We start from the raw sequence: 21,141 nt of genomic DNA on the forward strand, positions 1-21,141 counted from the left end.
GCCGGTTTTTCGCCGGCTCAGGGAGGAAGTAGTGCAGCAGAACACATTAAAACATTATTTACGCTTTGTACTTTTTTACAGCATGGCGTTACTTTTATCGCCTGCTGCAAACACTGAACCAGCCGGATCTATCATACCAGCCGGTCTGCAGCGCTGGCACCAGCAGGCGGTTACTGATGGCTTTGACGGCCAGGTACTGGTAATGCAGGCAGGTAAGCCGCTGTTATTGCAGGCCTATGGTATGGCTGATTATGAAGCTAACAACGCCTTTACCATCGAAACCGTATTTGATATTGGCTCACTGACCAAACAGTTCACTGCTGCCGCGATATTAAAACTACAAGAGCAAGGTAAGCTGCAACTTGACGATACATTGGGTCGCTTTTTTCCTGAAGCTGGTGATGACAAAAAAACTATAACGTTACATCAGTTACTTACTCATACCTCTGGCATAGTCAATAATTTATCTGGTGGCGATTATAGTAAAGTCAGTCGTAATACCTTTATAAAACGCCTGTTTCGCTCACCACTTGATGCGCCACCAGGCAGTGTTTTTTCATACTCCAATGCCGGTTACGCTGTGCTGGGTTTAGTGATTGAACGAACGTCTGGGCAAGGGTACGAGCAATATGTACATCAGCATCTGTTAAAACCAGCAGGAATAACATACACCGGATATCGTATTCCCAACTGGAAGAATCTGCAGCTGGCAGCAGGTTATGAGCTAAAACCCGACAGTTGGTGGGGCGGTAAAGCCGATGGCAGCAGCCAGCGGTGGGGCACGCCACTGGAAAAATCCTGGGACAAAGATGGCCCTTGGTGGAACTTGCATGCTAATGGCGGCTTTTTATCGACTATTGGCGAGCTCGCCCGCTGGCACCAGGCACTACAAACTGAAACAGTGCTTAACAAAGCTTCAACTGTATTATTGTTTAGGCCACATGTGGCTACTTCCCGCGCCGGAACCTTTTATGGCTATGGTTGGATAACAGAGCCTGCAGGGGAACACGGCAAAGTGGTGCGTCATGGTGGCAGCAACGGCATTTTCACCGCTGACTTGCGCTACTATACCGATGAGCAGCTGCTGATTATTTTTATGACCAACAACGACAGCCGGTTTTTACCGGCGTACCGTGATAGCTTACTGGTTGCTGTGTCAGATTTGCTGACGCAGTGATATAAAAAAGACCACGTAACCTGCTGTCATACTAAACCTGCAATGCGGTGGTGCTATAGAGAAACAGCGATTATACCTATGACATTGTTGGCACTTTGCAGGCTTGTCATTAATGAGCAGAATTGAGCAATGCCGGATTTCGCCAATAACGGAGACTAAAGTGACGTTACGCAAACACCATACACTGCAGCTGTGGCTGGCTTTGGCCTTGTTGCTGCTATCCGGCTGCACAGTAAAACTGATTAGCAGCTATGACGAAAAAACTGATAACGCGGTTACCGCACTGCAGCAAAATGTTGAAATGTTTTTTGTTACTGCAGAAAGCCAGGCTGGTTTGCCTGAATGTGCTTATAGCAACCATATTAGCTTTTATCAGCAGTCTAAAGTTGCTGTAAGCTCTATTGCTGTGCGGGCAAGGGCTATTCCTGATAACGACATTACTGTAGAGCAGGTAGAGTTATTGAAAAGCAGCCTTACTATGCTGGAGCAACTGCACCAACTGGGTTGCTTTACGCCGGCGCAGATAGAGAACCTGCGCACCAGTTTTAATAGTAGCATTACGGCTATTTTAAAGCTTGAACTGGCGAAACGCCGTGGCAGCTAGAGTTTACCGTAAAGGATTTAATATAAAGGGCATAGCATGAGCTTAGATGTGGCAGAACTTACAGCAACAATGCTGCAGGCTTTTAAAGGCGAATTGTCTGACAAATGGCCTGCAATAAAAGGCTATGCTGAAACAGAAGCGCAAAAGCTGGCCGAAAACTTTGCCATGATAGAGCGCTTAAGGCTTGCTGGTGATATTACACCGGAACAAGCCAGGCTGCACCATGAGATCCAGCGCAATGCCTCGCGTACTGTGTTACTTGCTGTTAAAGGCCTGAGCCTGGTGGCGGTAGAACAAGCAATAAATGCCGCTATGAATGCATTAAAAGACAGCGTAAACGGCGCGCTGGATTTTACCTTGCTGTAAAGTTAAACCAATTTAGTATTGAATCAGGGAATTACTTTGTATCAGGGCGAGCCTGACAGACAACAAGGGGAAGACAATGTCTTGCCATAGCGTAGATATTTAATCTGGCTGCAATATTTTCCTTTTAATCTTAGTATCTTCGAGTAAAAGGAATAATAGTATGCAGTCTTTTTCCAGACGTAATTTTTTAAAACTCTCGGCATCTGCGCTGGCGCTTGCCGGGGTGTCTACCGTGTTAAGTGGCTGTGTCAGCGCTTTTAGTACAGATCAATTAAGCCAGGTAAGCTTTAGTCATGGTATCGCCAGTGGTGATGCTACCCAAGAAGCCGTGATCATATGGACAAGGGCTGTGCCACAGCTAGCTGCTACTGCAGAAGTTAAACTGGGTTGGCAATTAGCACGCGACCCTGGTTTTAAACACCTTGAACGCTCAGGCTATGTAGTTACCTCGGCAGAGCGTGATTTTACCGTTAAAGTAGATGTGCAGCAGCTTACCCCTGGGCAGCAGTATTATTACCGTTTTATCGGCGCCGATGCACAAAGTATGACCGGGCGCACCCGCACTTTGGCAGCCAATGGTTTAGCAGCGTTAAAACTGGCGGTGTTTTCCTGCTCTAATTATCCTGCCGGTTATTTTAATGTGTACCGTGAAGCCGCGCAGCAACAGGATCTGGATGCTGTGATCCATCTGGGTGATTATATTTATGAATATGCTGCTGATGGTTATGCTACCGAGCAAGCCGCCCAAATTGGACGCACGCTGGCGGCAGATAATGTCGGAGAAATTATTAGTTTGACGGATTACCGTAAACGCTATGCCTTGTATCGTACTGACGCCGGGTTACAGCAGTTGCATGCAGCTATGCCCTGGTATCTGGTGTGGGACGATCATGAAATTACCAACGATACCTGGCACAGTGGTGCAGAAAATCATCAATCTGAAACCGAGGGCGATTTTTTTGAACGGCGTACCGCTGCTGTACGTGCTTATTATGAATGGTTGCCCATCCGGCCACCAATGGGCGAAGACAGTATTCAGATTTACCGCAGTTTTGATTTCGGCGAGCTGTTAAGCCTGCATTTACTCGATACCCGCCTTATTGCCCGAGATCAGCAACTGGATTATAAAAATTATCTGGATGCCGACACAGGTGCTTTTGCCGCTAAACAGTTTCAGGCGGATATCAGTAGCGAGCGTCAGCTACTGGGTAAAGCCCAGCTTAGCTGGCTAACCGGGCAGCTAAGCCAGTCTGCGGCTAAGTGGCAGCTGCTTGGCCAGCAGGTATTGATGGCAAAAATGCATATTCCGGCAGAGTTACTCGGCACCCGTGATTACAGCACCTTACCGGCAAAACTACAGGCATTGGCCGAAGCTAAAATGCGCGTATTAACAGCTCAGCAGCAAGGGCTGGTGCCGGATGCCACTGATTTAGCGCGGGTGTCACAAGTCATGCCGTATAACTTAGATGCCTGGGATGGCTACCCACGTGAGCGGGAACACTTGTTTGCCACTGCGCGGGCACTAAATAAACCGCTGTTGGTAATAGCCGGGGATACCCATAATGCCTGGCACAGTGTACTGACCGATCATCAGGGGCAACGGGTTGGGGTGGAGTTTGCCACACCCAGTGTCAGCTCGCCGGGGATGGAAAAGTATCTGCAAATTCAGCCAGAGCAGGCAAGTGCAGTAGCGGATGCTTTTAGCTTACTGATAACCGATTTACAGTGGTGCAATCTGCACCAGCGCGGTTTTATGTTGTTAAACGTAACGGCCGACCAGGTGCAGTGTGACTGGCAATTTATTGATAATATTTTAAGCGAAGAGTATCAGGTAGTTGGCCGGCACAGGGCTCAGTATCTGGCATAATATCTACGTAAAAAAGCCCTGCCAGTTGGCAGGGCTTTAGCGATTGCGATGCTGACAAGTGTCGGCAGCAACAAAGCAGACTTACATAAAGCTTTTACGGAATTCTAAGCCAATAAAACGTGGTGCGCCGGCAATGAAGCTGGGGAAGCCAAAAGCACCGCCGGTATTACCTGCATCTACCAGATATTCTTTATCAAATAAATTACTGGCAAACAGCGTAACAGACCAATTTTGCTGGGTATGCTCTAACCCTATACGCAGGTTAGTTAACTGTACTGCGCCCTGGCTAATGTCGAAACCTGCCACAGGTGCATTGGCTTCTTCAAAAAAGATATCGCTGCGAAAGCTGTATATCAACGAGCTGTTGAGCCGGAACTGGCTGTTGAGTTCATGTGAGTAAAGCAAGCCGGTGCCTAAAGTATACTCGGGTTGTAAGCGAAAGCGGTTACCGGCCAGTTCGCCATTGCTGCTGTCGTCATCAATTTTGGCATCAATCCAGGCCAGGTTAGTAAACCACTCCAGATCATCATTTAGCGCCAATTTAACTTCGGCCTCTACACCGACGTTTTTAGCATTACCGGCGTTGTCGACATAGAAATTACCGGCATCGTCTTGCAGGGTTACCTGGAAATTCTGGTAATCTTGATAAAATACCGACAATGCATAACGTAAGCTATTGTTATCAGTATTACCTTTAATACCGGCTTCATAATTCCACACTGTTTCAGCAGGCATTTCTGTGATGGCCGGAATAACGCCAGTGCTGCTATTTTCTGAGGCGACATCAACCACTTCAGAGCGACGGCCTTTAGACACAGTAGTGTAAAAGTTCATGTTATTGTTAATACGATACAGAGCATTAAAGCGGGGTAACCAGCTATCAAAACTGCCTTCAGCACTGAAAATCTCGCCGCCCGTTGAAGTTACTGGCAGCAGCGGAACGCCAGCTAAGACCGAATTGCCAAAATTTGACGCATAACGGCTGGTTTTATCTTCATCCACATAACGTAAACCCGCTGTTAGCTCTAATTTATTGGTTAGCGCGTAGCTAAAATCGGCAAAAACGGAATAAGCAGTATTTTCACCAAAGTTTTGGTATTCGCCCTGGTAGGGCAATAACTGTAGCTGCCCGCCAGTTAATTGAGGCGTTAAAATGTTTACAGAGCCATCAGCGTTAATACAGGGAAGGGGCGAGCCAAGCATACCCATACAGTTTAGAAATACCGACTCTTCAGTACTAAAAGGCACCCGCTGCGAGCCGTCTTCATCAAAATAACTTACGCCAAAAAAGCTTTTAAGTTTTTCACCATTGTAGCTCAGGCGTAACTCCTGACTAAATTGCTCGCCAGTGGCGTCCTCGGCAAACTCTAAAAACCAGGCTTGGGTTCCGTCGGCATCAAACACTTCGAGTGAATCAAAACTGCGTTTTGCGCTAATGCTGGTTAACTGCCATTGTTTGCTTAAATCCCAGTTAATCGTCAAATTCGCATCTTTTACTGTGCGCTCTATACCAAGGTCGCTTTTACCAAATACCTGCTGTGCCACCGGGCTGCCACTGGCTTCAACAAAGCTATATGGGCTGGTGTCGCCACCGGTAGGCGCAAAGTTGCGGCTTTTAAATGAAGTACCGCTATCGCTGTTTTTTTCGTAATTGTAAACAAGATCAATCGTCAGAGCGTCATTTGGCGTAAAACGCAGTGATGGGCGTATACCAAGGCGCTCAATGCCGTTTAGGTCTGGCTGGTTCGGCGCGATATTTTCAATATAGCCATCACGTTCACGGTAAGTAAAAGCTAAGCGGCCCTGCACTTGCTGCTGGCCGCCGGTGATATAACCTTGCGCATTTTTTGCAGAAAAATTGCCAAAGCCGGCTGTGATCCCTGCTTCAAATTCTTGTTGTGGTTTGCGCGTTGTTACACTAAGGGCACCAACTGAGGCTGCGGTGCCGAACAAGGTGGCCTGCGGGCCTTTTACCACTTCAACCCGCTCTATATCAAACAGCTCAAAGTAAGAGCCGCGTGAACGGGAAATATCAGTACCATTATAATAAACAGAAACACGAGGTGCGGCCTGCGCCGAACCGCTGTCTGAAGTAATACCGCGAATAACAAAGCCAGGGTTATTCGGGCTTTGCTCCTGAATTACTAAACCCGGGGTGATCTCAGATAATACATCCAGATCCTGAATACCCAGTTGCTCTAGCATCTCACCGTTAAAAGCGGTTACAGTAACCGGAACATCTTTAATCGCTTGTACGCGCTTTTGTGTTGTTACCGTTAAGCGTTCTATTGATGAATCTGCCTCATCGGCAGCTAACGAAAAAGCTTGGCTTGCCAGACAAGCCAGAATAACGCTGCTAAGCGCGTTCTTTTTAAATTGTTTGTGTGTGCAGTACGTCATTACCTTGATCCTACAAAGAAAATTTCTGAGCTAGAGTAATGACACTAAATGACATTTAAGCGGCATTTACTTGACAGCTAGATGACTGTTTGAATAAACCAGCGGCATAAAAAATACCAAGATAGCAGGCAGCAGTATTAACACCTGCATTGGCAGGCAAGGAGTAATGATGTACCAGGGGTCTTGTTTATGTGGCGAAGTGGTTGTTGAAATTAACGGGCCTATCAGCAGTATTATTCATTGCCATTGCTCATTGTGCCGTAAATCAAGCGGCACGGCTTTTGCCACTAATGGCTTTGTGCAAAGTGCGGATTTTACTGTAGTAAAAGGTGCCAACCGGCTGAGCAAGTTTGCCTTTAAACCGGGGCGCTTACGGCATTTTTGCAGTAACTGCGGCTCACCGGTTTACAGCAGTAATGAACAAGACCCGGCCCGTATCCGCATCCGTCTGGGTATTTTAAGCAGCGATATCAGCGAGCGGCCGCTATCGCATAATTTTTACAGCTCTAAAGCCAACTGGGAAGATTTAGACGCCAACTTACTACGGTATGATAGCTTTGAACCAGGAAGACAATAACCAGCCTGTCTTTAAGCCCCTTGTTGTATGGTATACAAATACCAGCCCCATTAACCACTCTAGGAAGATATATGCATTCCCCCGTAGTTTTTGCCTTATTACTTAGTGTCAATGTTGTAGCTGCGGAGCATTATTTTCCGCCTGCCGGGCAGTGGCAGCAAGCCACACCACAAAGCCTGGGCGTTAACGCTGAAAAACTGCAGGCGGCAGTAGATTATGCTATTGCCAGTGAGAACCCTGCGCCTAAAGACCAGGCCATAGTACAAGCTACTACTTTTGGTGCCCGCGAGCCCTATGATCAGATTATTGGCCCAATGTCGGTGCGTGCCGGCGCGAATGGCCTTATCGTCTATCGCGGTAAAGTTATTGCGCAGTGGGGTAATACTCACAGTGTGGACATGACACACAGTATCAGTAAAACCTTTCTTACTACTGTTACCGGGTTGGCATTACAGGATGGCTTAATCCGCAGCGCAGATGATCTAGTCTGGCCTTATGCTGTGCCAGACGCTGGCTTGTTTGCCACTGAGCATAACCGGCAAATCCGCTGGGATCATCTATTACGCCAAACCAGTGACTGGCAGGGAACCTTGTGGGGAAAACCCGACTGGGCAGATCGCCCCGAAGGAGAGCCAAAAGACTGGCCCAACCGGCCATTACATACACCGGGCAGCAAATACAAATATAATGATGTGCGTGTTAATTTGTTGGCACTGGTAACCACCTATGTTTGGCGTAAACCCTTACCTGTGGTATTAAACGAGCGGATCATGCAACCTATTGGAGCCAGTGCAAACTGGCGCTGGTATGGTTACGACAATAGCTGGATAGAACTTGATGGCCAGAAAATGCAAAGCGTATCAGGCGGCGGGCACTGGGGCGGTGGCATGTTTATCAATGCCTGGGATCTGGCACGCTTTGGTTACCTGTTTTTACGTGATGGTCAGTGGCAGGGGCAGCAACTGGTAAGCCGCGAATTTATTACACAGGCACGCACCGGCAGTGCTTCAAAAGCCGATTACGGCTATGCCAACTGGTTTTTAAACCCCGGCCGCAAAGCCTTGCCCGCCGCACCGGAAACAGCGGTTACTTTTCAGGGCGCCGGGCGTAATATTATTTATATTGATCAGCAAAACGATATCTTGCTGGTAGCCCGATGGATAGGCAATGGCGACGAATTAAACCAACTGGTGGCAAAAGTATTGGCGGCTTTACCGGCACAATAGCTCACTGCTTTATTGAACGTCTGGTTATTTACCTCTATAACTAATGTCTGCACTGAGTGTTTATGCCGTAGCTATTCAATAATGTTGTCACGAAAGCGGAGAGGTTATGCCGGTAATACAAAGAGCCTGTCGTTATGCTGTGCTGGGTTTAGCTTTGATAACCTCTACCGTGCTGGCAAATTCGCCGGTTGATTTTTCAACTGAACAAAACAAAGCCTGTTTAAAATTGATCGAGCAAAAAACGACAGGCTACTGTCGTTTACATTTTACCCATACCAGTAATGCGCAGCTGGCTTTTGCCGCTAAAGATGAAGCCTCCCGGGCATTTAGCCGCTATTTGTCAGCCCGGTCAGAGTTTCCAACGTCTTTTCAGCAGCAAGAATTTGCGCTGCAGTTTTTTAACTACAGCCTTGAGCGTTACCGGGTGCGTGACAGCCTGAACTTTATCCGTTCTGATGATGGCAGCAGCCGGCTTAGCATGACTATTCTAACGTCGGCTAGCGGCGGTTACGCCTTTACACTGGCAGACACCGATACACACGCCCGGCAGATAATTGGTGCATTGCAGCAGCCTAAAGCCAGATCTGCCACGCATTACCATCGCAACATTACTAAATTATTTGCCCAATAGCGTCATCGCGTATTTTCCCCAGGGCGTTATGCTGACACCTTCTGTCAGTAGGGCAGGTTATACTGAAAAAGACACTGAAAATAACATTGAAAAAACACTGCTATGGATAAAACTGAACGCTTGTTTCGTTTAATGGACAAACTACGTCATTACCGCCACCCGGTAACGGCAGCGGTACTGGCTGCACAATTACAGGTATCTGTGCGTACGGTGTATCGTGATATTCAAACACTGATCACCCTGGGCGCCGGTATTGATGGCGAAGCAGGTATGGGTTATTTACTGCGCAGCGGTTTTTTTCTGCCACCGTTAATGTTTGATGAAGCCGAGCTTGAGGCTCTGGCTCTGGGCTTACGCTGGGTAGAAGTGCAGGGCGATGACGAGCTGGTAACAGCAGCGCGTAACGTGTTGGCAAAAGTAGCGGCAGCAGCACCAACAGATTTACGTGATCGTATTAGTGACATTGGTTTACTGGCTTTTCCTGCCCTTGCTGATAAAGGTGCAGCATTTTTACGCCAGGTACGTGAGGCTATTCGCCGCGAACGGCGCTTGCAGATAAGCTATATCCGGGAGGATGGTACCGCCAGCGAGCGTGTTGTCTGGCCTATTATGCTGGCATTTTTCGATAGCAGCCGTATGCTGGTAGCTTGGTGCGAGCTACGCAATGAATTTCGCCATTTCAGGCTGGACAGAATTGGCAGCCTGATTGTACCCGGTGATCCTTATCCGCGCCGGCGCATGCAATTAACCCATGAGTGGCGGCTGGAAATGAAACAACAGCAGCATGAGGAGCGACAATGAAACTAACCGAGCAATTAACAGATCAGCAATGGCGCGAGCGCCTAACCGACGAGCAATACCGGGTTACCCGGCTTAAAGGTACAGAATATCCGTTTAGCGGTGAGCTACTGCATAATGAACAAGCCGGCAGTTATCACTGTGTTTGTTGTGGGGCTGAGCTGTTTTCATCAACAACTAAATTTGATGCCGGTTGTGGCTGGCCCAGTTTTTATCAAGCGCTTGAGGGCAGGGTAAAATACCAGAGTGATATCAGCCATGGTATGGAGCGTACCGAAATTTTGTGTGCTAACTGCGATGCACATTTAGGCCATGTATTTGAAGATGGCCCGGCACCTACCGGCAGCCGTTACTGTGTTAACTCCGTGTCGTTAACCTTCAGCGGCAAAACAGAATAAAATTTTTGTAACTGTTGTCGTAAGCTTTCAACTTCTATTACAATACGCGCCGTTAGAGCAATCAGCGGCGCAGACCGTGCTTTGGCATCACCGATTAATTCATCTTACTGAAGTAAAAGGCCTCTACACATGACCCTATCGCACGCAGAGCAGTATCAGAAGAGCTGGCAGGAACGCCAGGAATATGCCGAAAACATGCAGCCCATTATTGGCCGCTTATACCGTAATAAAGGTATTGAAGTAGTGGTATATGGCCGCCCACTGGTAAACGCCACCACTATCGACATCATTAAAGCGCATAAAAGCGTTGAGCGTTTCGAAGGGCAAAAACTGCGTTTACGCGAAAGTTTTCCGCTGCTTGAAGCGATAAGCAAAATGAATCTGGCACCGGGCCGCGTTGATATTGGTAAGCTGGCATACGGCTACATTTATAAAAATGCAGCCAACGGCACTGAACTGGAACAGTATTTAGAGCGTGAACTGGCCGAGCTGCTGGATCACGAAGATCAGGTGAAACCGGTTGATGTGGTGCTGTACGGTTTTGGCCGTATTGGCCGCTTGTTAGCCCGTTTAATGCTGGAGCGCTCAGGCCCGAGTACTAAACTGCGTTTGCGTGCCATAGTAGTGCGAGGCGGTAAAAAGGGTGATTTGGAAAAACGCGCCAGCCTGCTGCGCCGCGATTCTATCCACGGCCCTTTTAACGGCAGCATCACGGTAGATGAAGAAAACCAGGGCATTAAAGCCAATGGCACCTTTATTAAAGTGATTTACGCTAATTCACCAGAGCTGGTTGATTATACCCAATACGGTATCAGCGATGCGCTGGTTGTAGATAACACCGGTATCTGGAAAGATGACAAAGAGCTGAGCATTCACTTTAGCAGCAAAGGGGCGGCCAAAGTGCTGCTGACAGCGCCGGCCAAGGGCGATGTGCCAAATATCGTTTATGGCGTAAACCAGCATATGATTTTGCCAGAGCATAAAATTGTCTCTGCTGCCAGTTGCACAACCAATGCCATTACGCCTGTGTTAAAAGCGCTGGAAGATGAATTTGGTATCCGTAACGGCCACGTAGAAACCGTGCACTCGTACACCAATGACCAAAACCTGATCGACAACTTCCACAGTGCCGAGCGCCGTGGCCGTGCTGCACCGCTGAACATGGTATTAACCTCTACCGGTGCTGCCAGCGCTGTCGCCAAGGCGTTACCGCAGTTAAAAGGTAAGTTAACCGGTAATGCTATTCGTGTACCTACACCCAATGTGTCTATGGCTATTTTATCGCTGAATTTAAAGCGTGAAACCAGCCGTGACGAGATGAACAGCTTTTTACAGCGCACGTCTCTGTTTTCTGAACTGCAGGATCAGATTGATTTTACCGCTTCTACCGAAATTGTATCGTCAGATTTGGTTGGCTCACGTTACGCTGGCGTAGTTGACTCACAGGCCACTATTGTTGATGGTGATCGTTGTGTGTTGTACGTCTGGTATGACAACGAGTTCGGTTACAGCACTCAGGTTATCCGCGTAATGAATGATATGGCAGGAATTAAGTATCCAACCTTGCCAGTAGCGCGTTAATTTGTGTCTTTATCGAAAAGCCGCTTTTTAGCGGCTTTTTCTTTGCGCTTAACCTGTTAGAATCCTTTACACTGTAGCTCAGGTCAGTTGCACCAGGCAGCACCTGTGTTAGTCTTTCACCCTTTACGCCTACGGACCCGATTTATGAAAATTACCAGCAATTTTGACAGCGGTAACATCGAAGTATTACAAGCTGATTCTCCCGACAATATTCAGCTGGCCATTCGCAAAGACAATCAATCCGACTTTTACCAGTGGTTTCATTTTCGTTTAAGCACTGAACATGCGCAGTTGCATACGCTGACTATTACCAATGCCGGTGATTCTGCTTATCCTGATGGCTGGAAAGATTATCAGGCCGTTGCGTCTTATGATCGCCAAACCTGGTTTCGGGTAGACACCGAATATGACGGTAAAGCGCTAACTATTAAGCACTTTCCGGAAGCACAATCTGTTTATTTTGCCTACTTTGCACCATACAGCTACGAGCGCCATATGGATTTACTGCACCAGGCACAGTCTGACTATAACTGTCAGTTGGTTGAGCTGGGCGAAACCTTAGACGGCCGTGATATGAGCCTGTTAATTGTCGGTGAGCCGGAAGAAGGCAAAAAGAAAATCTGGATCACGGCGCGCCAGCACCCGGGTGAAACCATGGCCGAGTGGCTGATTGAAGGCCTGCTCGATCGTTTACTGGACGAAGATGACGGTGTAGCCCGCGCACTACTGAACAAAGCGGTGTTTTACATAGTGCCGAATATGAACCCGGATGGCTCGGTACGCGGCCATTTGCGTACTAACGCTGCCGGTATGAACTTAAACCGCGAGTGGCTGAACCCGTCAATGGAAAAAAGCCCGGAAGTGTATCTGGTACGGCAAAAAATGCTGGAAACGGGCGTCGATTTATTCCTGGATATGCACGGTGATGAAAACCTGCCATATAACTTTGTTGCCGGCAGTGAAGGTGTGCCGTCGTACAATGAGCGGATAACAAAGCTGGAAAACCTGTTTAAACAAACCTTGCTGGCAGTAACGCCAGAGTTTCAGACTGAGTTTGGCTATGATTTAGATGAACCTGGCAAAGCCAATATGACAGTTGCTACTGCCTGGGTCGGTGAGCAATTTAACTGCCTGGCGTACACCGTAGAAATGCCGTTTAAAGATAATGCTAACCTGCCGGACGATGCTTATGGCTGGTCTGATATACGCTCAATGAAGCTGGGGCAGGATATGCTGCCTGCTATTCTGGCCGTTGCCGATAAGCTGCGTTAAGTTTGCCTATGTATTCATCTGTTAAACCTGTGCTGCTGACGTCAGTTCTGCTGACGCTGAGCAGCTGTGTGGCTTTGCATCAGTCTGTATTGCCAGCGTCGGCATTACATAGCCAAAGTGCAACGCAACTTGCTGCACTTAGCCAGAGCAATGGGCTTAACCAGAAAAATGCGCTGGGCCAACTGGATGTGCTGTGGCCAGAAACGGCAAGCCAGCGCGCCTGGGTAAATAACCGGCGCAGTTTTATCAGCTATCAGGGGCAGGGTGAACTGTTGCTGGAGCTGGGTACAACCACAGCATTAACGCTCAGTGTTAACGGCAAAATATTGCATTTACACCCGGATGCTAACCTCGGGCAGCATCTGGCTCTGGATATCAGCGCCGTTACGCGTAATGGTATAAATCAGCTGGAGCTAGTTGATATTAAGCCTTTAGGGGCAAAAATACGGCTGGTGCTGCCATACCCGGTGCTGCAGGATAATACCGCTACGGCTGCACATAATGCGGGCTTTTCAGCAGCCGTGCTGAATGAATTGGACCAGCTTATTCAGCGTGAAGTTGAGCAGGGGTTCCCCGGTGCGGTGTTACTGATTGCCAAAGATGGCAAAATTATTAAAGAAACGGCCTATGGTTATGCCAGCCGCTATGCCAGTGATGGCACCGAACTGAGCCAGCCTGAACCAATGCAAACCGATACGGTGTTTGACCTGGCGTCTAACACTAAAATGTACGCCACCAACTATGCCATTATGCAGCTGGTCAGTGCAGGCAAACTGGACATCAATTTGCCGCTGCAACATTACCTTACAGAGTATCAGGGGAATGGCCGCGAGCAGCGCCTGGTCAGCGACTTGTTGTATCACAGTGCAGGTTATGCGCCTGAGGTGCATTTTCACCGGCCGGACAACCGTCACGGGCCGGCGTTTTACTCGCTGGACAGGGCGCGTAGCATGCAGCTGATTGCCAGCGAAGTGCCATTTGAGCGCGAGCGTGGCGGCAAAGCGGTATACAGTGATATTGATTATATGCTGCTTGGCCTGCTGATTGAGCGTATTACCGGCCAGGCACAGGATGAATATCTGGAACAGCAGCTATACCGGCCAATGGAGCTAAACAGCACAGTATTTAATCCGTTGCGTAAAGGCATAGCCCAAAGCCGGATAGCGGCCACAGAGCTTGATGGTAACAGCCGTGGTGGGCGGGTAATGTTCCCGGCGGATAAACGCGGTGTGGTGCGTGGCAATGTGCACGATGAGAAAGCCCGTTATGCCTTTGACGGTGTAGCGGGGCATGCCGGTTTGTTCTCCACTGCGCGCGAAACTGCAACACTGGCGATGCTGGCACTGCATGGCGGTTATGGTTTAACACCGGTATTCAGCCAGGCAGTTATTCAGCAATTTGTCCGGCCTTCAGTGACAGATCATACTGTTGGCCTGGGGTGGCGCACCGCTGTGGGTGGCGATTTAAACTGGCACTTTGGCCCCTATGCCAGTGCTTATGCATTTGGCCATACCGGCTGGACCGGAACTGCCACACTGGTTGATCCGTATTATGGTTTGGTGGTGGTGCTGCTAACCAATAAAAAACACAGCCCGGTGCTGGCCGAAGGTGAAAATAGTTATTATTTTGCCGGTGATCGGTTTGAAACTGGCATGTATGGCAGCATCATGAGTAAAATATACCAGGCAATGCAGTAGGCGGTATCTGACCGTCCGAATTAAGGTTGGAGTATTATGGCTATTATTTCCTGTCCGTTTTGTGGGCACAAAATTTCTGACAAAAGTGCGCAGTGCAATAAATGTAACGGCGATATCGCCGGATTAACGCCGGAAAAACGCGAATCTCTGGCGCGCAGTAAAGCGTTGGATCAGGCGCAAAGTCTGGTTAACCATTCAATGTTTGCGCTGGTACTGTTTCTGGCAGGTTTTGGCCTGATGTACTGGTGGGATCCACAGGCAGGCAGCCCGCAACAATATATTGCCGGTGCCGCTATTGGCCTGGGCTTTTGCTGGTATATTGTCAGCCGCGCCCGTATTATGTTTATGAGAAAGCGTAAATAAGATGAATTTCAATGCTTTAGTGCAGGCTATGACGCCAGACACTTATGAAAAGCTCTCAGATGCTGTTGCCACTGGCCGCTGGGCAGACGGTAACCTGATGAGCGAAGCACAGCGGGCGCACAGTTTACAACTGGTGATGGCGTATCAGGCTCAGATATTAAAGTCAGATGAGCTTTTTACCATCGGTGCCGATGGTCAAATGGTGCATAAATCCAAAGCCGAACTTAAAAAACAATTCGAAACTCAGCCGTCTATTGCAAGGTTCTCGCACGATGATCTTTAAACGTTTTTTTAAACCCAAATGGCAACATTCCGACGTTGCAGTGCGTCAGCAAGCAATTAAAGAGCTAAATAGTGAGGACCCGGCACATAAAAGCGTATTGCATGAACTGGCCTTTAACGACGGCGCCGAAGCTGTGCGTAAAGCCGCGCTGATTAAACTGAATGATTTTTCACTCTGGTGGCAAGCCAGTAAACATGACAGCGCCGAGCGTTTACAGCATCTGGCTGAGCAAACGTTGATTAGCCAGTTATTACAAAATCAGGTTGAGCCGAAGTTAAAACAACAATTCATCGCACAGTGCAATCGCAGCAGTATTCTGGAGCAACTGGCACAAACTGAAACCGACGCCGGTATTAAATTTGGCCTGCTACAGCGGTTAAACAAAACTGAGCTTAACCTTAAAGCTTTGCAAGACCCGGTGTTGCAACCTGCGCAAAAGCAACAATTGCTGGCAAAAATTGACGATGAAAAAACACTGGAAAAACTCAGTAAGCAGCTAACTGGCGACATGCTGGTTCAGGTACAACAAAAACTGGCGTTGCTTAGTGAGCAAAAACAAAAGCCTGTGCTGTTGCGTAAACAGCTTACCCTGATGCTGTCAAAATTAAATGCCGCGCGCGACCGCAGCAGCGTAGAGGCCTTGCCTGCTTTACTTGCTGATTACCAGACACAGTGGCAGCAACTGGAAGGCGAGCTACATTACCTGGGCGATGAAGCGGCAGAATTCCGGGCGAAATATCAGAAAATTACCAGCCAGATTGAGCAGTGGTTAGCCCCCCGTTTGGAAGAGCTGAGCAAACTACAGGCCGAGCAGGCGCTGCGTGAGGCCAGAGCAGAAAGAACAATGGCGTTGCAGCAACAGTTTAATCAACTGGAACAAGCGTTGCAGCAGGCATTGTTAACTACCGATATCAGTGCGGCTCAACAACTTGAACAGCAAATAACAACGCTCAGTGACACCCTGACAAACGCGGATATTACCGACAAAGGCGGGCTGACCAAACGTCTTGCCCAGTTACAGCAACAGCTAAACCGCTTACCGGAACTGGCCGAGCAACTCACCCGGCTAACGCGTATTGTGGCAGATTGGGCGGCCCAGCCGGTGCCAGATAATGCCACCGATTATCAGCAGTTGTCCGGCCAGCTAAAGCAATGGCAGCAAGATTTCCGTGAGATCAGCAAAGCCATGGTGATTGCCGTGCCGGCAAGCTTGCTGGAGGCTAAAAATGCTCTGCAGCAACAGTGGCAAGAGCTGGCCAAAAGCTTTACTGCACAGAGTGATAAAATTCAAAGGCAATGTCGCAGCAAACTGGCACAATACCGTCGCCTCTATAATGCCGGCAAATACAAAGTGTTATTTGGCCTGTTTAAAGGCATAGAGCAAGATTACCAGCAATTAAGCGCAGAGCAGCAGTTACAGCTGGCGAAAGATTATGAGTTTGCCCGCGACAAGCTGGCCGAGTTGGCAGACTGGCAGGAATATATCGCCACGCCGCGTAAACAACAATTGCTGCAACAGATGCAGCAACTGGATAGCGTAGTGCCGGACAACCTGATGCGCCAGCGTGCCGATGAGGTGAAACAAGCCAGAGCGCAATGGAACAGCCTGGGCAAAGCTGATCCTGCACAGGAAGACCAGCTTAATGCCGCTTTTGATCTGGCGTGCGAGCAGGCATTTGCGCCATGTCGGGTTTATTTTGCCGCACAGGATGCGCTGCGTGCAGAGCATGTAATACAACGCGAACAGATTATTACTCAGGCACTGGAGTTTACACCAACCAGTGATGCCAAAGCACTGGATACCTGCCTGCAGCAGCTCAAGCAAGCCTGGCAGAATGCAGGGGCGGTTGATAAACAACAGTTTGTCGCCCTGAATGAGCGCTTTAATCAGGCGCTTACGCCATTGCGTGAACAGTTAAAAGCCTTACAACAGCATGCAGCCGATGCCAAGCAGCAGCTTATTGATAAAGCTCAGGCTGCATTGGGTTTAGCGGATGCTAACCTGACGGCGAAAGTGTTAAAAGAATGCCAGCAACAATGGAAAACAACAGGTAATGCTGCCCGTAAGCAGGACCAGGCGCTGTGGCTGCAGTTCCGGGCTATCTGTGATGGTTTCTTTAATGCGCGCTCTGAGCAGTTTGAACAGCAAAAGCAAGCCGAGCAGGCAGAGCTGAAGCAGTTTGAAGTTCAACTGACGGAACTGTCTGCGCAGTTAGACGCGGCAACAGAACTTACCGTATTGGCAGAACTGCAACAGCAATTGCAGACATTGCAACCTGACAGCAGCGGCGCCCAGCAAGCAGTACGCCAGTTGCTGGATAAACTGAAGCAAAAACAACAACAGTGGCAACAGCACCAGCAACAACGTGAATTTAGCCAGATGTTTGAACTGCTGGCCAACGCAGATGTAACTGCAGAGCAGCTACCGGCAGGCTACCGTGACTGCTTTAACAAGCAGCAGGAGCAACAGTTCAGCCGCGCTCAGCTGACTCTGGCACTGGAATTAATAGCCGATGCGCCATCGCCGCAAAGTGAACACAGTGCGCGCCAGCAGGTACAGTTGCTGTTGTTATCGGATAAGCATAATCAGGGTAGTACACTGGATAAACACAGCCTGCTAAAACGCTGGTTGCAGTTTGGTGCGCTGACAGAAGCCGAATTACCGTTGCTGGCCAGGGTTAAGCTACTGTTTAGCTGAGTTTTTAGCTGAACAGCAGGTGCGACGGATCAATTTACCCTAAGCTAACCGTTGAAGGCATGGATGCCTGAGTCGAGCCCCCATGGATGGGTTTACGGCGTGTTAGTGTGGGTAAATTGATCCTCTTAACCTTTTAGTCTACAGTAAGTTCTCCGCGTAAATTCTGCTGCATTTGCTGGCGAATTTGCTCTGCACTGAGCGGTTTACTGAGCAAATAATGCAGTTTGGTCAGTGCGGCTTCCAGTGTCATGTCGTAACCGCTTATTACGCCAGATTGCTTTAACGCATTGCCGGTGGCATAGCCCTGCATATTTACCGTGCCTTTAAAGCACTGGGTGCAGTTAACGATAATTAACCCGCGTTCGCTGGCATCGCGCAGAATTTGCAGTAACTCCGGCCGCTGTGGTGCATTACCCACACCAAAAGACTTAATAATCAGAGCCCGCACCGGTGCGGCTGTCATATTGCCGATCACATCGGTGCTGATCCCCGGATAAAGCGTTACTACGCTAATAGGTTGGGGTACTACCGATGCCAGTGTAAGTGGCGCTGCCAGCTTAGTTTGGTTCAGGCGGCCGGCCACCAGATTAATATGAATGCCGGCTTCAAGCAGCGGCGGGAAATTGGGTGAGGCAAAAGCGTTAAAGCCATTAGCATCGGCTTTGGTCGCCCGGTTGCCACGAAACAGCTGATTATTAAAAAACAGCGCTACCTCTGCAATAGGGTAGTTAGCCGCCAGATAAAGTGCGTTAAGCAGATTAACCTGGCCATCTGAGCGCATTTGCGCCAACGGGATTTGTGAGCCGGTAATAATCACCGGCTTTTGCAGGTTTTCCAGCATAAATGACAAGGCCGATGCGGTGTAAGCCATGGTGTCTGTGCCATGTAGCACTACAAAGCCGTCATATCGGGCGTATTGCTGCTGAATATCTTCTGCGATAGTACGCCAGTGATCGGGCGTCATATCGGAGGAGTCTATAACAGGATGATACTCATGGATATCAAACTCCGGCATTTCTGCCCGGTAAAACTCAGGCATGCGTTTTACCGTATCAGTTAAAAAGCCCGGCACCGGTACATAGCCCTGTGCGGAATGTTGCATACCAATAGTGCCGCCGGTGTAGGCGACATAAATACGTTTTCTGCTCATAAATTTCAAATAAAAATGCCCGGTAATAGCCGGGCATTGTAATAGACTTAGCTATTATTGTCAGTTAATGCTGCAACTGACACAGTATGAATAAACACCGTTTGGATCATTAAACTGGTTTAGCAATACAAAATCCTGCTTCAGCTGTTTTGTCAGCTTGCCAAGCAGCTTTTGTTCGGCGCTTACGCTACCTTGTGGTAACCAGCCCTGTGCTTTTGCCTCACCCAGTAAATCTTTAATCATCTGCTCACTTGGTGTCAGTTGTTGTTTAACGACTTTTACGTCGTACTGGCTAAGGCCCGCTTTGTCAGCGGCAGCTTTAATGGCATCATCAATATTACCCAGTTTATCTACCAGACCAAGCTCCAGTGCCTTGGTGCCAGTCCATACCCGGCCTTGTGCCACAGCATCAACTTCGGTGTTTGTCATATTACGGTTTTCGCCGACCATGGTTAAAAACTCGGTATAGCCACGTTCAATCAGTAACTGAAATAAGTCTTTAGCCTTTGGATCCAAGCCTCTAAACAACGGCAGGCCTGCTGATAATCCGGCAAGTTCGGTTGTGCCAACACCATCGACATTTAAGCCCAGCGCTGGCAGAGCGTCCTCTGCGGTATGTAATAAACCGAAGATACCAATAGAGCCGGTGATGGTCGTAGGAGCGGCCCAAATTTCATTGGCTGGTGCGGCAATCCAGTAACCGCCTGAAGCTGCAACTGAACCCATAGAGGCAATAACAGGTTTACCTGCTTCGCGCAGTAAACGAATTTCCTGGCCGATAATTTCAGAGGCATAAGCACTGCCGCCAGGGCTGTCTATGCGCAATACCACGGCTTTTACTTTGTCGTCATGGCGGGCCTGGCGCAGAAGCGCTGCAGTTGAATCACCGCCAACAGAGCCGGCTTTGGCTACACCGTCAACAATAACACCGCGGGCGACCACTATAGCGACTTTGTCTGTCAGCGGGTTATCAAATTGCTGCGAGGGGATCACTAAATCGGCGTAGTCGCCAAAGGTCACGTGGTTGTATGTGTGCTCGTCATTTTCGCCGACTATAGCAATAAGATCCCGGCGGAAGGCTTCACGGGTTTTAATGTTATCCACCAGACCTGCATTAACAGCATACTGGCTTAAATCACCTTCAGCGGCCTGCAGTTTTTCCAGCAGAGCAGCGTAAGTTTCATCAAAGTTGTCTGCGGCAAAACCACGGCGGGCAGCAACCTGCTGTTTGTAGTCAGACCACAGTTCATTTAACCAGGCCACGTTGGCCTCTTTGGCTTCATCTGACATATCGTTACGCAGGAAAGGCTCTACGGCAGATTTATAGGTACCAACACGGAATACATGAGTATTAATTTTCAGTTTTTCCAACGCATTTTTGTAATACATCGGATAGCTGCCATAACCTTCTAAAATAACTGCGCCCATCGGGCTTAAGCTGATTTCGTCGGCGTAACTGGCCAGATAATACTGGCCCTGGCCATAGTAGCCGCCATACGCCAATACTTTTTTACCGCTGGCTTTAAACTCTTCAATGGCAGCACCAATCAGTTGCATTTTATCCAGTGAGCCACTGCCCAGCATAGATAAGTCCAGCACCAAAGCCTGAATGCGATTGTCGCTGGTGGCGTTTTTAATTACGCTAACCACATCGCTTACCAGTACTTCAGGGGCATCTTCCTGGCCACCCAGACTTTCGTTTATTGCTGTAGCGATAGGATCTGTCCAGCGCTTTTCCTCTACCAGATCGCCGGTAAGATTAAGCACCAGCGCGGCGGTAGGGGGCACGTCAACTTTATCGTCACCGCTGAAGATGGAGACAGCAATCAGCACAACAATACAAATAAATAGCAAATTAAGAATTACCGAGCGAAAACCGCGGTAAACCCGGGCAATCGCCCCAAATAACCGGCGGATCAGGCCGGGTTTTTTATCAGTCATGGAAGTATCCTGTTTTAGATCAGCGTGTATGCATGTTGGTATGCTAACCAATTTGGCTGTAAAGGCTAAGTGGAATTTGTAAGTAAATGTGTAACACTTGCAGGCATAGTGT

General features: G+C 48.7%; 18 protein-coding genes. 15 read left to right on the top strand and 3 right to left on the bottom strand.

Translation table 11 applies throughout. The features are described from left to right. Positions 1 to 31 precede the first annotated feature (31 nt). From MJX74_RS15800 to MJX74_RS15815, 4 genes are all read left to right on the top strand, one after another. Entirely contained in the window at positions 32 to 1,177 is a 1,146-nt protein-coding gene (locus tag MJX74_RS15800) for a serine hydrolase domain-containing protein (protein WP_240223902.1), read from the top strand. Between the two features lie 160 nt (positions 1,178 to 1,337). Then, entirely contained in the window at positions 1,338 to 1,781 is a 444-nt protein-coding gene (locus MJX74_RS15805) for a hypothetical protein (protein ID WP_068231828.1), read from the top strand. Positions 1,782 to 1,817: 36 nt separating this feature from the next. Further along, positions 1,818 to 2,147, top strand: a complete 330-nt coding sequence (locus MJX74_RS15810) for a hypothetical protein (protein WP_240223903.1) — start codon at positions 1,818 to 1,820, stop codon at positions 2,145 to 2,147. 160 nt (positions 2,148 to 2,307) lie between these two features. Further along, on the top strand, positions 2,308 to 4,014 hold the full coding sequence (locus tag MJX74_RS15815) for an alkaline phosphatase D family protein (RefSeq protein ID WP_240223904.1): 1,707 nt from the start codon (positions 2,308 to 2,310) through the stop codon (positions 4,012 to 4,014). Between the two features lie 81 nt (positions 4,015 to 4,095). Here the strand turns inward: MJX74_RS15815 and MJX74_RS15820 are convergent, their stop codons facing one another. After that, entirely contained in the window at positions 4,096 to 6,414 is a 2,319-nt protein-coding gene (locus MJX74_RS15820; protein ID WP_240223906.1) for a TonB-dependent receptor, read from the bottom strand. Positions 6,415 to 6,583: 169 nt separating this feature from the next. Here MJX74_RS15820 and MJX74_RS15825 point away from each other — a divergent pair, with 169 nt between their 5' ends. The 11 genes from MJX74_RS15825 (at position 6,584) to MJX74_RS15875 (ending at position 17,938) form a co-directional block, all read left to right on the top strand. After that, the gene (locus tag MJX74_RS15825) at positions 6,584 to 6,991 is read left to right on the top strand and encodes a GFA family protein (RefSeq protein WP_240223908.1); all 408 of its coding nucleotides are present in this window, start codon (positions 6,584 to 6,586) and stop codon (positions 6,989 to 6,991) included. 71 nt (positions 6,992 to 7,062) lie between these two features. Beyond that, positions 7,063 to 8,217, top strand: coding sequence for a serine hydrolase domain-containing protein (locus MJX74_RS15830; protein ID WP_240223910.1), 1,155 nt, complete (start codon positions 7,063 to 7,065; stop codon positions 8,215 to 8,217). A 106-nt stretch (positions 8,218 to 8,323) separates the two neighbouring features. After that, complete coding sequence (locus MJX74_RS15835) at positions 8,324 to 8,848, top strand: hypothetical protein (RefSeq protein ID WP_240223912.1); 525 nt, start codon at positions 8,324 to 8,326, stop codon at positions 8,846 to 8,848. A gap of 102 nt (positions 8,849 to 8,950) precedes the next feature. Next, complete coding sequence (locus MJX74_RS15840) at positions 8,951 to 9,649, top strand: helix-turn-helix transcriptional regulator (protein ID WP_240223913.1); 699 nt, start codon at positions 8,951 to 8,953, stop codon at positions 9,647 to 9,649. Beyond that, positions 9,646 to 10,044, top strand: a complete 399-nt coding sequence (msrB, locus tag MJX74_RS15845) for a peptide-methionine (R)-S-oxide reductase MsrB (RefSeq protein ID WP_240223915.1) — start codon at positions 9,646 to 9,648, stop codon at positions 10,042 to 10,044. The genes MJX74_RS15840 and msrB overlap by 4 nt, the downstream gene beginning before the upstream one ends. Before the next feature lie 129 nt (positions 10,045 to 10,173). After that, positions 10,174 to 11,625 carry a glyceraldehyde-3-phosphate dehydrogenase gene (locus MJX74_RS15850; RefSeq protein WP_240223917.1) on the top strand — a complete coding sequence of 484 codons (1,452 nt, stop codon included), beginning with the start codon at positions 10,174 to 10,176 and terminating at the stop codon, positions 11,623 to 11,625. Positions 11,626 to 11,769: 144 nt separating this feature from the next. Next, the gene (locus tag MJX74_RS15855) at positions 11,770 to 12,897 is read left to right on the top strand and encodes a M14 family metallopeptidase (RefSeq protein ID WP_240223919.1); all 1,128 of its coding nucleotides are present in this window, start codon (positions 11,770 to 11,772) and stop codon (positions 12,895 to 12,897) included. 8 nt (positions 12,898 to 12,905) lie between these two features. Next, positions 12,906 to 14,594, top strand: coding sequence for a penicillin binding protein PBP4B (gene pbp4b / locus MJX74_RS15860; RefSeq protein ID WP_240223920.1), 1,689 nt, complete (start codon positions 12,906 to 12,908; stop codon positions 14,592 to 14,594). Positions 14,595 to 14,630: 36 nt separating this feature from the next. Continuing rightward, entirely contained in the window at positions 14,631 to 14,957 is a 327-nt protein-coding gene (locus MJX74_RS15865) for a zinc ribbon domain-containing protein (RefSeq protein ID WP_240223921.1), read from the top strand. A 1-nt stretch (position 14,958) separates the two neighbouring features. Beyond that, positions 14,959 to 15,240, top strand: a complete 282-nt coding sequence (locus MJX74_RS15870; RefSeq protein WP_240223922.1) for a YeaC family protein — start codon at positions 14,959 to 14,961, stop codon at positions 15,238 to 15,240. Further along, positions 15,230 to 17,938: a DUF349 domain-containing protein gene (locus tag MJX74_RS15875; protein WP_240223924.1), complete on the top strand. Its 2,709-nt coding sequence runs from the start codon at positions 15,230 to 15,232 to the stop codon at positions 17,936 to 17,938. Before MJX74_RS15870 ends, MJX74_RS15875 begins: the two co-directional genes overlap by 11 nt. 133 nt (positions 17,939 to 18,071) lie before the next feature. Here the strand turns inward: MJX74_RS15875 and ansA are convergent, their stop codons facing one another. Beyond that, entirely contained in the window at positions 18,072 to 19,088 is a 1,017-nt protein-coding gene (gene ansA, locus MJX74_RS15880; protein ID WP_240223926.1) for an asparaginase, read from the bottom strand. Positions 19,089 to 19,148: 60 nt separating this feature from the next. Continuing rightward, complete coding sequence (gene sppA, locus MJX74_RS15885) at positions 19,149 to 21,029, bottom strand: signal peptide peptidase SppA (protein ID WP_240223928.1); 1,881 nt, start codon at positions 21,027 to 21,029, stop codon at positions 19,149 to 19,151. Positions 21,030 to 21,141: the final 112 nt, after the last annotated feature.

The organism is Rheinheimera hassiensis (genome assembly GCF_022436675.1).
Classification (GTDB): Bacteria; Pseudomonadota; Gammaproteobacteria; order Enterobacterales; family Alteromonadaceae; genus Alishewanella; species Alishewanella hassiensis.